Here is a 13,777-nt window from a genome sequence, read left to right as displayed (position 1 = left end):
CTGAAACATCTACGAGTTGAAGGTCGCAACTTTTCAGTATTTTACATTATACGTCATCTTTCTGAAAATTTCACCCCTAAATAATCAATTTAAAAAAGCGACGTTTTTTAGTTGGACCATTCTGTACTTTTCAGATACCAAAACTTTGCTATGAGAGGCGTTTTATTCATGATTTAGTTTCTTACTACATTCACCAAAAACAAAAGTAACAGCACAACATTGAAATATGTAGAAAACAAATAATTGATAAACAATAAGTAAAATTTTCGCCGGCTAGTTTCAAGCTTTGTTGCGGCGTATAATCCAATCAAGCCAGAGATCACCATCAACATCAGTAAAGGAATCAAATAATAACTTTCGAATGAATGACTTTGAAAAATAATCAAATAATGAGCATAAATAAATGCGAGTGTAGAAATAGACATCGGGATGATCAAGCCCATGATAAAGAATGCTTTCTTTTTCTCTAACTCATGAAGCGCGCCCACAATCAATACGTACGCAACAGGGAACAATAAATACTCCACCTTACCAAAGCTGACAAAACCTAATAAAGTTCCTAGTACAATACCATACATCAAAACAAGATGAATGCCAATGAGCACCCTTTTTAAGAATGCTGAGGGGATTCTAGTTGAGTAAAACAAACTGATTCCACTAATGATCCACCAAGAATATTGGACTGTTCCAAATAACCAAAAAAATTTGAAAACAAAAACTAAACTTCCTAATAGAAAACAAAGCGCCAATAGATAGAACGAAATATATTTATTCGGCATACTTTTTTTTACAAACATTCCACTCACTCCTTTTAAAAAATACTTATCTAGTAGAAAACCACCAGCCAAAGATACAGAACCAGTTAACCAAAATGATCAATACTTTTACCCAACCGAATTTTATTCCTGTTGAAAAAAATAAACTAATCCCACTCAAGAACCAGCAAATCGTGGAAATCATCAATTTAATCTCGCCAGCATATGGTGAATAAGATAAAAAATAAAAACTTGTAAAAAAAATGACAAGCACAAAAATAGTAAGCAAAAAAACTCAAATCTTTTAGGTTCAATTGAAATCATTCATTGCACTCCTTTTTTCAACGATTAACGATCACAGCTTACTAGAAATAAACTCAATCACACGCATCAAACTCATAGCGGTCGCAAATCCATAATTTACGACTAAGAGATATCCTTTCTGATAGTTACTCATCGTAAGACAGTACGTAAAATAAATCCCCATAAGTCCAGGAATTACCATGTACAGGATAAATGCAAAACTTGAAAGTGGATCTTCTCAATATAGAAAGCTCCCTATCATAAAGAAGGTAGACAACACCATCGACAGACCCAATCCTATTTTATGGAATTTCATGGTGATCTCCTATTCATCTTTTATTTATTGTGGCGTTATGGTGCTTTTTTCTATGTAAAGTTACTGTTCATTTCATCAGTAATAGACACTTAGCCAAAAGAAAACAACCAACCGTAGATACAACTAAAGTTAAAAAAAATGACTAAGTTTTTTAAGGCTTTTCTTTCAATGAACCTTGAAAAAAATAAACTTATACTGCTAAGTAGCCAACAAATCGATGTCAATATTACTCGCCATTCAATACTATAGCGACCTCCTTGAACCATACTGAACGTAATTACACTGATCGATAAGAGTAAAATAATCAATGAACAATATCTTTTGTATGTACTTTTCATTTCAATCTCCCTTTCAAGTAATACTTAACTCTATTTTTTGTTCAAAGTTAAAACAATTAATTGAATGAATTGTCCAATAATAATAAATGTAGCAAAAAAATAATTCAGAGAAACAATCATCCATTTGTATCGTCCAAGATTCGCTTTCATCGAATAATAAAACCCAGCTAATCCAGGAAATGTCATAATGAAAAACAATAAGACACTCTGAGGACTATCTCCATAAACGATTCCTCCAACAAAACAACAAATCGAAAAAAACATCGCTATTAATAATCTGAATTGATTATTCGTCATCTTATTCTCCTTTTAATTTTATGAATATCTGTAGTTTCAAAAATCAAAATATAAACCACCAACCATAAATACAAAAAATATTCGCTCCTACAACAATACACTTAATAAATTTATTGTTGATTCCTGTAGAAAAAAACAAACTACATCCACTCAATAACCAACAACTGATAACGATGATTCCTTGATATACAAGAGGCAAAGTTCTATAAGATGAAAAATAACTGCTACTAAATAAACAAGAAGCGAACAAAAAGATGATCGATAAAATCCAGTACTTGTTATTCTGTTTTATAATCATATGTGACTCCTTCTTTCTTAAATCCACTCACAACTAGATAAAATTTCTATTAATTTTTGAATTGTTCAATTAATACATAAAATAAAATGTACTAACTTGTAAAAAACTCTATCCCGAAGACTTGTAACCAATAAATTACGATAATCAAGACAGTACTGTAAGTAGCGAAAAGGTAATTCAGCCCTAGCAGTAGCCATTTCAACTTCGTCTTTTTTATTTTTGTCGAACAATAAAAACCAATCAAACCCGGAAAACCCAAACCTAATGCAAAAAGAATCCCTTCAATTTCTCCACTTAAATAAATATGTATATAAAACAGACCACTTACACATGCAAGCATTGACAAACATAAAACGACTAGATTCAATGCACGTTTCATTCTTCTTTCTCCTCCTTATCAACATCAATATTTCTCACTAAAAACAGAAATAGCTTCAAAAATTCAAAGAAAAATGAAAAATCGTAGATAAAAAGACATAGCCAAACACAAAATTCAACGTAATCAACGTCCTTTTCAGGTATCTATCTGCGATTCCTAGCGCAAATACGATACTCCCTCCATTGATGACCCAACAAATCGAAATTATAACTATAAACAGATGCGGTTGATACTTAAATGAATCAAACAAGATGGGACTAGCAAAGATACACGTAATAAATACAAGAAAAATTGACAATATCAATAGAACTACTGATTTTTTTGTACAAGACTTATTTTTTAGAAAAGACATTTATACGCTCCTTTTACTATTTTTAATTTTCTATTTTACAAGCACACATAGACTAACCAAAATAAAATAACCAACCATAGATACAACAAAAATTCACTAATATGATTCCTCTTTTCAAATATGGATAAGTGATTTTCGTTGAAAAAAACAAACTTACAGTGCTACATAACCAACAAACCGCCATGATGAATATTCTGATTTCATAAAGAAATTTAGAATATGGATAGGCATGGAACAAAAATAAAAGAATAGAGATTGCCAATAAAACAATTGAAAAAATAAATTCTAAATAATTTTTCTTGGTTAACATTCCTATTCCTCCTCGTAAAATAGCCTTAACTCATTTGGATAAACTTTCTAATGAACCATTCAATGAATTGCCCAATAACAATATACGTAGCAAAAAAGTAATTCAAAGAAATAAGCAACCATTTATAATGTCGAAGTTCCACTTTAGTGGAAAAATAAAGTCCTAGCAGACTTGGAAAAGTCATCATGAAAAACAAAATAATTCGTAGAGCACTCTCTCCGGAAATGATTCCTCCAACAAAGCAACTCATCGAAAAAAACATTGCTATAGATAATCTGAATTGGTTATTCGTCATCTTATTCTCCTTTTAAATTTATGAATATCTGTATTTTCAAAAATCATATATAAACCACCAACCATAAATACAGAAAATGTTGATGCTAATGACAATACGCTTCAGAAATTTATTACTGATCGCCCGACAAAAAAATAAACTAAATCCGCTTAGTATCCAACAACCGTAGACAATAATCCTTTGATATACAAGTGGATATAGTCTATAGGATAAAAAATAATGTCTAGCAAGTAGACATGAAAGTATCAATAATACAAACGACAAAATCCAATATTTTTTATTTTGAATCATTTTTTTCTCCTTCTTTCAATATCTTTCTTGATACGCCTGTTCCTTTTTATTTATAAAAAAATTGTAAGAAAACATAGACCAAATCCCATATGGTGAGCGTAGTCGCAAATAAATAATTCACGACTAACAGAGACCATTTCAAGTACCTTCTCATAGTGATTTTTGTGGTAAAATGGATTCCCGCAAGTCCTGGGATAATGATCACAAACACCAAGATGAAGCCGATATATCCTCCGTAATCTATGATTGCTCCCAATAAACATAAAATCGATAAAATCATAGAAACAATTAACCTGATTTTATAACCGTTCATAACTATCTCCTCTCATAATTTCATTTAAGTTATTGTTGTTCGGATGACCAGTTTACTTGATAGAACTTAACAATCAATAAAAAATCCACCAACCATAGATACAGAAAATGTTGATGCCAATGACAATCACTTTCAGAAGTTTATTCCTGATTCCTCGACAAAAAAATAAACTAAATCCGCTTAGTAGCCAACAGCCAATAATAATGATTCTTCGAAATATAAGAGGGTATTGCATATAAGGTAAAAAATAATGCATAGCAAGCAGACATGACAGACCTAAAAAGACAAATGATAAAATTAAATACTTTTTATTTTGAGTCATTCTGATTTCTCCTTTTTCTTATTTTTTGAGATATACAATACTTTATTTATATAAATCTAAAAAAGCATGAATAAAATACCAACCACTAAGCGTAGTCGCAAATAAATAATTCACGACTAACAGAGTCCACTCTACGTACTTTTTCATGGTAGTTTTTGTAGTAAAATAAATTCCCAAAAAGCCAGGAATTATGATTACAAATGACAAAATAAAACCAACATACCCTCTATAATCTATGATTATTCCCAATAAACATAAGATCGATAAAATCATAGAACCAACTAAACCGGTTTTATAACCGTCCATCCAATCTTCCTTTCTTTTCACACCTTTTAGGTGATACGATTCATTGATCCAACTGATTTTTATTCGTTAATCTCTTGTAACCTATAGAACCCTCGTTAAAAACTGGATTAAATATCTGATATGAAGATGCGTTGCGAATAAATAATTTACGATGAACAAAAAAGATTTCAGAAGCTTATCCATAGTGATTTTAGTTGTAAAATAGATCCCAAAAAATCCTGGAATAATTGTTAAAAAAACTAACAACAATCCAATTAGTCCACGTCCATCAATCAGCGAACCAATAATACACAGAATAGATAAGGACATTGACATACACAAGCCGATTTTGTACTCATTCATAAGCTACTCCTATCTTCGCTTCATTTTAAATAATCAAAAAAATTGATAATTAGTTATTTAATACAAAAGTTTAAATAACATATAACCAAACACTCAACATGGAAATAATTTATTATAAACACGAAATTTTATTATATTAATAATTTTAAATTATATATTCTCTTTTTTTTCAATTACGATAAAAAACAAAAAATATATTTTTTTGAAAAAAATTATATGTTATTATTTTATCATAGAAAAAAGAGAGATTATTATGGATATTAAACTTTTTTTCACAATTTTTTTATTAATTGTTTCACTTCAATTCTCAAGTATACAGGTCTATGCTGAAGTGGAAGTCTATCAGTCATTCAAGGAAATGCCAATTATTTATTACAATCAGATACCTCATTTAGATGAAAATCAATTGAAAGAATACAAACGTTAAGACAATAATATGTATTTATACAAGCAAGCAGAACGGTTAGCAAAAATCCTACCACGAAGGTTCTTCACTATTGGAAACTCTGTAGATAATATTATTTTTGAAAAAATCCTGAATATGGAACTTATGGTCCATTGAACACAGTCCAACTATTATCCTGAAGAGGTCCTTATCGTCTACTCAACAAATATCACGAATGATCTTAAACGTTTGAATGATGGAACAGCCACTGTTGGTAAAGGATTGAATAATCAAGGAAAACTCGTCAATTGTATTATTTAAACTTTCAATAGCTCCTTGGATTTTATGTCTGATGAATCTATAAAGTTGTTAACAAGGATTGAACAAATGGACTCTACACTTTTTCCACCTAATATCTAGATGAATGGCGAAAATAAAACAGGTGTGAGACAAAAGTAACATTTCCTTTTGTCTCACACCCTAAAACCGAATATACGTTGGGAACAGAAGTAATCTCATCAGAAAGGCGACAGCTACAAAAATTTGAAAACATTTTTTGTAGCTGTCGCCTTATTTCTTGAGGGAATCCATCCCCCACCTTCTTTTCACCTTCTTTTCCTAATGGTTATTCTTCTGATCCAGCAACTTCTGTCTCTTCGATGAGGGAGAGTTCATCGACTTCACCGGATTCTTTATCAGTCAGTCGGCTCATTCCTGTCACAGGATTAATCTCTTCTTTGATCTCTTCATCTTCATAAACTAGATAAAAGCGATTTTCTGTACCATATTCTTCTTGCAATGTTTGAAGCAGTTTGTCATTTGTGACTGTTTCAAGTGCTTTGAACGCATCGTACTCTTCAATCGTCCCCTTTTCCTTATCTGTTATTCGAGCCATTCCAGTAATCGGATTGATTTCTTCTTTCGTTTGATCATCTTCATACTCTAAAAAGAATTTGTCCTCTGTCCCGTATTCTTCTTGTAGTGATTTTAGAAATTCTTCTTTTGTAAATAATTCAAATTCCCCGAATGCTTCATATTCTTCCGTTTCCTCTGTTTTTTTATTAGTGGTTCTAGCCATTCCAGTTACTGGATTGATTTCTTCTTTGTATTCATCATCCTCAAATTCAAGATAAAATCTGTCTTCTGTGCCGTATTCTTCTTGCAACATTTTTAATAGTTCTTCTTTTGTTTCTACTTCTTCACCGACTTGTTCTGTTCCTTGCGATGTGTCAGCAAAGGTAGGAACAGCACCAAAAGCAAATGCACTGAATAGGCCAACAGAAGCTAAACTTACACTCAATTTTTTGATCATATGTCATCACCTCTCTATTTGATATGGATTTATAATAACTTAAAATTTAGAACAAAAATGGATTTAAATGTAAACAAAAACCGCTTATTATCTAAACTATTCTTTAATTAAGAATAATTTAAAAATAACTAACGGTTTAAAATTATCGAACGATGTTTAGCGTTGAATTTTTTGTAGCTCTTGAAACTTTGCTTCATAGATTTCTTCAATCTCTGCTTCCGAAAGTGGCGTGCCAAACGGGCGTTTTGCTTTTAATAATTCTCGCTCCGGCGCATCTACTCCTACATTGACGTCGTTGCCGATGGGTACGCTGTAGTGATGGATATGTCCATGAAGATTGCGTATTTTATCATTGCCTCCGAGCAACAATGGATAATGGGTCAGATAGTATTGTTGGTGATTGAATTTTATGATGACACCTACATCATAAAAGTGAAATTTTTGCTTTCCTTCCTTTTTCCACGGATCATGTTGTTCCAAGTAGTTGAAAAAGGCCCGACTGTCATGATTCCCTTTGATAAAGTGGATCGTGCCATTCAGTTCTTTGACTAAAGAAAGAATTTCTGCGCTACCTTTTTCATACTTAGGATGCATCGCGAGGTCCCCTAGATGATAAACATGGTCGGATTCCTTTACGACTGCATTCCAACTAGTGATTAATTGATGATGCATGCGGGCAATATTTTTAAATGGTCTCGGCGAAAAATCACTATTACCGAGCAACCGTTCATGGAAAAAATGCATATCGCTGATAAAATAATTCATCTAAGCTCACTCTCCTTTATAAATATCGTATGTGAAAACAAAAAAATAGGCAATCAATGCCTATCTTAAAAAAAGAAATCTATTGCTTTGTCTTAGCTATGTTTACTTTGTAATTCTAAATCGTAGTTTCTGGCTGAAGGAACCATGTACAGTGCAATTGCACAAAGTAATGTACCGACACCGGCAATCACAAACAATTTCTCCACGCCAATGGCATCTGCTAGTGGTCCAGCAAAGATCAAACCGATTGGACCAGGCAGAGACATCAGTGAATTGAACACACCCAACACTCTTCCTAAAATACTTGGCTCAAAACTTTGTTGGATCATCGCCATGACTAATGTATTGTAGTAAGGCGTAGCCAAACCGGCAAGGGCATTCAACAGAACAAAGTAAATAAATCCTTGTGAGGTTGCTGGCAATAAACCACTCGCTGTGATGGATACCCCTAAGACGATATAGGAGATGATCACTAGCTGCATTCGATTCTTAAAATGACCAGAAAAACCAATGATTGCGCCTCCGACTAACATTCCAACGGCGTAAATGACTTCGATCAATCCCGCTTGCCCAACTGTGCCATTAAAATAACCCATCGTCATCAGTGGATATAAGCTTGCGGCAGGCATGAACAACAGCATGAAAACTGCCCCATTGAGCATAATATGCCATAACCCTCGCTTCTCATATAGTTTCTTTACTCCAAATTTAGTATCAGCTAACAAATGAACCGCTTCTCCTTGGATGTCCATCTTGGGAATTACCACAAGAATCAACAGTCCTACACCAAGAATGGCGCCTAATACATCCAAAAGAATCAAAGCATTCATCGGTACCGCAGCAAATAAAAAAGCACCTAATCCAGGAGCAACGATATAATTCGCTGATTGCACCATACCCAATCGCCCATTGATCCTTGTTAATTCTTCTTCTGGAACCATTGTTGGTAAAATTGATTGGATCGTCGGCATTTGGAATGTCTGTGCGACTGAACGAATAAATAAAGAGACAAACACTAACCAGAGCGGAAAGGTCGACATCACTGTTCCTACAATGGATAAAATAAGTGCAAAGATCGCAACAATGATATCCGTATAAATCAATAATTTTTTCTTATCCCAGCGATCGATCAGTGGCCCAACAAATGGACTTAATAGAACCATCGGCAGCATTCCTAATAATGTGGCAAAACTTAAAATAGTCGCAGAACCTGTTTCTTGCGTCAAATACCAAATAATAGCATATTGAACGACCATACTTGTGATTCCTGATAAAAATTGTCCCATCAAAAATAAATTAATATTCTTTTTCCAGTATTTCTGCATAACGCCTCCTAATTTTGTATTCTTTCTGTATTTTACCATTCATTTGTCTTATATTTTTTTATAATTATGATTATTTTATTATTGCTTGAAAAACATGGTACACTGTAGAAAAAAACGGGAGGATACACCTATGACCAAGGTTAGCTTTCACACAACGATCACTGCTTCTGAAACACAGATCCAATTAGAGGAAGAACAAATCCAACTCTCTATTTGTTCAAAGCCAGTAAAAGAAATAGAAAATTCTTTTTATCTTTATTACTTAGACAAAAAGTGTCTGGCAATTGGTACAAAGATCCGCCCAAAATCCTTTGACCAAGTCATCACTATCCATTTACCATGGGATCTTGAAGCAGATTATTTTATGTATCTAATGAATAATCAAGCCGCCGAAGCTGGTCTAACATTAGAAAAAGACAAAGATTTCAAAGAAAAAATCCCAGTTGAAGCAGCCAAAAAATTAGCCCCGACGATTGAAAAAGTAACGACTGTGTTATCAACTTTTGGCTACGGATTTGCTCCGCTTGCTACAACGAAAAAGAAACCTGCCAAAGCGCGTCATCGGTGGACGAAACAAATCAGCGAGATTCCTTTTACTGTGGAATTTCGTGGTAGCAAGGCAACACTTTACTGGATCAGTCGCAATGAGATGTTGATCAAAGCTGGCGCTACGTTATTACTTGATGCCCCTTTGAATAAAGATGGTTCGGTTAGTTATGCCGCGAAATATGGAGATAAGATGCGGGCTGACTACCAAGAGCAGATCAAAGATGGGAAAGTTGTGGAGGATATCATCGTCAAAAGTGTGAATGAAGCTAGCTTATTACTGTATTATGGCGGAACAAATAGTTGGCTAGAACTAAAAGATGCCCAAGGAAAAACATTAGATGAATGGTCAAAAGTTGAATAATCATTGACCGATAAATAAAAAAGTACCCAAGCGCTAGGAAGGACAGTTACGCATGCTCGCCGTCACATGAAGACGATACATGCACTTGTTTTCCTAGTGTTTGGGTACTTTTTTGTTTTTCTTTATTGTGTCACATGAGTACTTAGCCTTCTACTTTTTCAAATAGTCCACGGCTGATCATGCTATCCATCAAGAAATAAAACTTATCTTGACTCATTTTTTGCTTTGGATCTTTAAAAATATCGACTGCACGCAAGCCATTGGCTGTCGTGATCGACATCTTCATTGTCTTGATGTCTTTTGCAACCGTGATTTTTAATTTAAAACCCTCTTTGCTTTGTGGTGTTGCATCAAGCGGACGAATCAATTGATAGTTCCCGCCATTTGTTTCTGTAAAGCCATTGTCGCGTAATGTGTATCTTTTTGCATCTGGATGTAAACGGTAGCTAACTGGAGAACCGAGTACGGACGCTGTTTGTTCAAATGCCATTTTTTTCACCTCAGTAAGTTTAGTTTCCTCTTTATTATAAAAGTTTCTAACTCGTTTTACTAGGTTTTTTAGCGCTTAGATTGCTTTGACTAAACCATCAGCAAATCGTTGGACTTCTTCTTCTGTATTCCCATAGCCAAAACTGATGCGGATGGATTCTTTCAAGAATGGTGTTCCTTTTCCATACATGGCTTCTAGTACATGAGAAGGTTCGATATTTCCAGCAGTACATGCCGAACCGATCGAGATCGCAAAGCCTTGTAGATCCAATTTCATCAACAATAGATCGTTGACGATCCCTGGAATACGTAAATTCAGTACATGAGGTAATTTATTCGTCAAATCTCCATTGATTGCATATTCAATCTCATTTTCTGTCAATTTATCTAAAATCAGTTGTTGGAAGCCCAAGTATTTTTTATTACGTGCTTCTCTTTCTTCCAGCGTTAATATTTCTACCGCTTTCGCTAATCCACAGATCCCCGCTAAGTTTTCTGTACCGGCACGGCGTTTTTCTTCTTGTTCTCCCCCTAAAAGCAAAGGTGGGATATTTACGCCATCTCTTTTATATAAAAAACCGATTCCTTTCGGTCCATTGATTTTATGACCAGATATGCTCAAAAGATCGATTCCTAACTCTTGAGGATGAATCGTTTGATTGCCATAAGCTTGAACAGCATCCGTATGGAAATAGGCTGGATGTTCTCGTAAAATTTCACCGATTTCTTTGATTGGTAATAAATTACCGATTTCATTATTTCCGTACATGATCGATACTAAAATGGTTTCTTCTTTTAGTGCAGAACGAAAATCATCGATGGAGATATTCCCTTTTTGGTCAACTGGTAAATATGTAACCTCAAAACCCTTTTTTTCAAGATACTTCATCGTATTCAAGACTGCTGGATGTTCAATAACTGTAGTGATTAAATGTTTCCCTTCATTTTGACGTGAGAATGCTGTTTCAAGAATCGCAGTATTATCACCTTCCGTTCCACCACTGTTAAAAATAATCTCATGCGGGCGGGCGTGTAAACTATCTGCCACGATTTGTCTAGCATTTTCTAATTTTTCATGAGCCATCCGACCAAATCCATGAATGCTCGAAGGATTGCCAAATGTCCCTTCCATGATATCCATCATTTCTTTGATTACCAACGGATGCATCGGCGTCGTCGCTGCATGATCTAAATAAATATTGCCCAATGTATTCATCCCTTTCAAATAGAGCTAGGCACATTCTAGCATAGAAATAGCCAGTTACCAAAAATAAACTTAGGCAAAAAGAGGATTTTTTTAGTAGATATGTCCAAGTTCCGAGCAAAAAACACCATAAAATGACCTAAATTCCGTCATTTTATGGTGTTTCATTTTTTATCTAAAGCTCTTCTCTTCCAAACGGAACAATGGGCTCATTGGCGTGTTTTCATGGATACGTTTGACGGCTTCCCCCATCAAGTTTGAACAAGTGACGATCGTCAAGTTTTCAGGGTGACGGTCTTCTGGTGTATAGACAGAATCAGTGATACAGATATCTTTGATCGGTGCTTCGTCCAAGATCTCTTTTGCAGGCTCTGACAACAAGCCATGGGAAGCACAAACATAGATATCTTTAGCGCCATTTTCTTTCAAGACTTTGGCTGCTCGAGCGAATGTCAATCCAGTATTTAAAATATCATCAACCAGTATACACGTTTTTCCTTGAACATTTCCGATCACGTAACTTGCTGCTGTCCCTTCGACTTCTTCGTCCGCATGATCAACGATCGCTAACGTACTATTCAAATACTCTGATAAGCTACGCGCACGTTGGACACCACTGTTCTTTGGTGAAACAACGACAATGTCATCGCCGACCAGACCAAGTTCACGGTAATAATGCGCAAATAATGGCATTGTAAATAAGTTATCTACTGGAATATCAAAGAATCCTTGTACTTGCACCGTATGCAGATCTAAGGTCAATACACGAGTCGCTCCTGCTTCTTCAAGCATGTTCGCAATCAATTTTGCTGTAATTGGTTCGTGGGGTTTCGCTGTCCGGTCTTGTCTCGCATAACCATAATAAGGCAACACCACATTGATCGTTTTGGCACTTGCACGTTTCATCGCATCGATCATGATCAATAATTCCATGTAGTAATCATTGACTGGTGCATTCGTCGATTGAACGATGTAGACATGGTCGCCACGGATACTTTCTTCAATGTTGATTGAAATTTCTCCATCACTAAATTGTTTGACTACACTTTTCCCTAACTCTGTTCCAAATACTTTGGCGATTTTTTCTGCTAACGGTCGATTCCCATTCAAACTAAAGATTTTCAACGTGTCGTCCTGATACTTTTTACTCATGACATCCTCCCAAACTTCTCTATTCTTCGATAGTTTAACATATTTCGTTCCGTATTTCTGGTATTTTCTGAAAATAATCAAGGAAGTGAGACTGTTCCATTTCCCCAACTTGCAGGAATCACTTTATTTGTGTTTCCCCAATTATCATGGACTTTATAATAACGCTCACCGGAAGCTGATTCATAGTAAGCATAGGCAGTGACCCAATGATTGCCGTAGGTACTACCTAGCAATCTTAAAATACCGATCATCACAGGTTTTCCTTCTCGTATCCGCTTTGTTGCTCGTTGCCAAGAACCGACTACTGTACTTCTGGCATAAATCGGTTGCTGTTGTGTTCTAAAAAAGGCTGAGATCCCTGTACTTACTTGGATAGGTATGGTAGGCAAGCCTAAAGGTTGGATCGTTTTACGCAGTTTTTGGATCAATTCTTTCGCATCGCGGGAATCTTTTCGGCGAATATCTGAAGGAATCAGATTGGGCATACAATAATCTTGATAATAGGCAAGTAACACTGCTGCCGCATAAGTGCCACAAAGATAACCAGACGTTGTTCGCCACTTTTTATAAGTCAAGAAACGTTGTTCCGGCAAACCTACCCAACAATCAATTAAATGAGTCGTCGGCGCTCGTTGCGTCCACTTTGCCAGAAGTTTATCAATCAGCTCATCGTCAATTCCTTCTGCATTTATACTAGCTTCTTGCCAAGTATTGGATGTTGCAATGCTTGTTGAATAGGCATTTACCGCTGTCATAAATTCGACTGGTTTTCCTTGAGGATCAACAATCAAATAACTCTCATTTTCAAAAATCACTACTAAATAGTATCCATTTTCGTGTTTCCTTTTTAGCAGACGAAACTCACTGATTCGCTCGGTTTTTCCATTGAGCAAGACTTCTTGCCATTTCCCACTTGCTTTTTTCAGAATCAATCACCTCCTTCCTCATTATAATGGATAGTCCTAAAAAAATAAATCAGATCGACTAATGGTTGATTGCGCGTTTTGAACATTTTTCC

Annotated in this window: 15 protein-coding genes; 2 read left to right on the top strand and 13 right to left on the bottom strand. The window is 35.0% G+C overall.

Translation table 11 applies throughout. The features are described from left to right. Window positions 1–173: 173 nt before the first annotated feature. The 6 genes from IGJ19_RS03120 to IGJ19_RS03095 form a co-directional block, all read right to left on the bottom strand. Entirely contained in the window at window positions 174–797 is a 624-nt protein-coding gene (locus IGJ19_RS03120) for a hypothetical protein (protein WP_071866653.1), read from the bottom strand. A gap of 945 nt (window positions 798–1,742) precedes the next feature. Beyond that, window positions 1,743–2,009, bottom strand: a complete 267-nt coding sequence (locus tag IGJ19_RS03115; protein WP_108143881.1) for a hypothetical protein — start codon at window positions 2,007–2,009, stop codon at window positions 1,743–1,745. Between the two features lie 389 nt (window positions 2,010–2,398). After that, on the bottom strand, window positions 2,399–2,686 hold the full coding sequence (locus IGJ19_RS03110) for a hypothetical protein (protein ID WP_071866657.1): 288 nt from the start codon (window positions 2,684–2,686) through the stop codon (window positions 2,399–2,401). Between the two features lie 404 nt (window positions 2,687–3,090). Next, window positions 3,091–3,348 carry a hypothetical protein gene (locus IGJ19_RS03105; RefSeq protein WP_071866659.1) on the bottom strand — a complete coding sequence of 86 codons (258 nt, stop codon included), beginning with the start codon at window positions 3,346–3,348 and terminating at the stop codon, window positions 3,091–3,093. 632 nt (window positions 3,349–3,980) lie between these two features. Then, the gene (locus tag IGJ19_RS03100) at window positions 3,981–4,247 is read right to left on the bottom strand and encodes a hypothetical protein (RefSeq protein WP_019724199.1); all 267 of its coding nucleotides are present in this window, start codon (window positions 4,245–4,247) and stop codon (window positions 3,981–3,983) included. Window positions 4,248–4,611: 364 nt separating this feature from the next. Then, window positions 4,612–4,875, bottom strand: a complete 264-nt coding sequence (locus tag IGJ19_RS03095) for a hypothetical protein (RefSeq protein ID WP_086334371.1) — start codon at window positions 4,873–4,875, stop codon at window positions 4,612–4,614. Between the two features lie 595 nt (window positions 4,876–5,470). Here IGJ19_RS03095 and IGJ19_RS03090 point away from each other — a divergent pair. Further along, window positions 5,471–5,644 carry a hypothetical protein gene (locus tag IGJ19_RS03090; protein WP_157811366.1) on the top strand — a complete coding sequence of 58 codons (174 nt, stop codon included), beginning with the start codon at window positions 5,471–5,473 and terminating at the stop codon, window positions 5,642–5,644. Between the two features lie 583 nt (window positions 5,645–6,227). Here IGJ19_RS03090 and IGJ19_RS03085 read toward each other — a convergent pair. From IGJ19_RS03085 to IGJ19_RS03075, 3 genes are all read right to left on the bottom strand, one after another. Further along, complete coding sequence (locus IGJ19_RS03085) at window positions 6,228–6,914, bottom strand: hypothetical protein (protein ID WP_071866665.1); 687 nt, start codon at window positions 6,912–6,914, stop codon at window positions 6,228–6,230. A 156-nt stretch (window positions 6,915–7,070) separates the two neighbouring features. Then, window positions 7,071–7,679 carry a metallophosphoesterase gene (locus tag IGJ19_RS03080; RefSeq protein WP_071866666.1) on the bottom strand — a complete coding sequence of 203 codons (609 nt, stop codon included), beginning with the start codon at window positions 7,677–7,679 and terminating at the stop codon, window positions 7,071–7,073. A 92-nt stretch (window positions 7,680–7,771) separates the two neighbouring features. Continuing rightward, the gene (locus IGJ19_RS03075) at window positions 7,772–9,043 is read right to left on the bottom strand and encodes an MFS transporter (RefSeq protein WP_221928707.1); all 1,272 of its coding nucleotides are present in this window, start codon (window positions 9,041–9,043) and stop codon (window positions 7,772–7,774) included. A gap of 91 nt (window positions 9,044–9,134) precedes the next feature. Between IGJ19_RS03075 and IGJ19_RS03070 the strand changes: the two genes are divergently transcribed. After that, window positions 9,135–9,914, top strand: a complete 780-nt coding sequence (locus IGJ19_RS03070; RefSeq protein ID WP_430604406.1) for a hypothetical protein — start codon at window positions 9,135–9,137, stop codon at window positions 9,912–9,914. Window positions 9,915–10,056: 142 nt separating this feature from the next. Here IGJ19_RS03070 and IGJ19_RS03065 read toward each other — a convergent pair whose 3' ends face one another. The 4 genes from IGJ19_RS03065 to IGJ19_RS03050 form a co-directional block, all read right to left on the bottom strand. Next, a complete protein-coding gene (locus IGJ19_RS03065) occupies window positions 10,057–10,404 on the bottom strand; it encodes a DUF1831 domain-containing protein (protein ID WP_010736189.1) in 348 nt (115 codons plus the stop codon). Window positions 10,405–10,479: 75 nt separating this feature from the next. Next, a complete protein-coding gene (locus IGJ19_RS03060) occupies window positions 10,480–11,619 on the bottom strand; it encodes a cysteine desulfurase family protein (RefSeq protein ID WP_430604560.1) in 1,140 nt (379 codons plus the stop codon). Between the two features lie 159 nt (window positions 11,620–11,778). Beyond that, window positions 11,779–12,759: a ribose-phosphate diphosphokinase gene (locus IGJ19_RS03055; protein WP_019723536.1), complete on the bottom strand. Its 981-nt coding sequence runs from the start codon at window positions 12,757–12,759 to the stop codon at window positions 11,779–11,781. Window positions 12,760–12,836: 77 nt separating this feature from the next. Beyond that, entirely contained in the window at window positions 12,837–13,691 is an 855-nt protein-coding gene (locus IGJ19_RS03050) for a dihydrolipoamide dehydrogenase (RefSeq protein WP_430604405.1), read from the bottom strand. Window positions 13,692–13,777 lie beyond the last annotated feature (86 nt).

It is taken from the genome of Enterococcus sp. DIV1368b, assembly GCF_050529595.1.
Classification (GTDB): Bacteria; Bacillota; Bacilli; order Lactobacillales; family Enterococcaceae; genus Enterococcus_B; species Enterococcus_B mundtii.
This window is presented reverse-complemented; position numbering and strand designations above follow the sequence as displayed.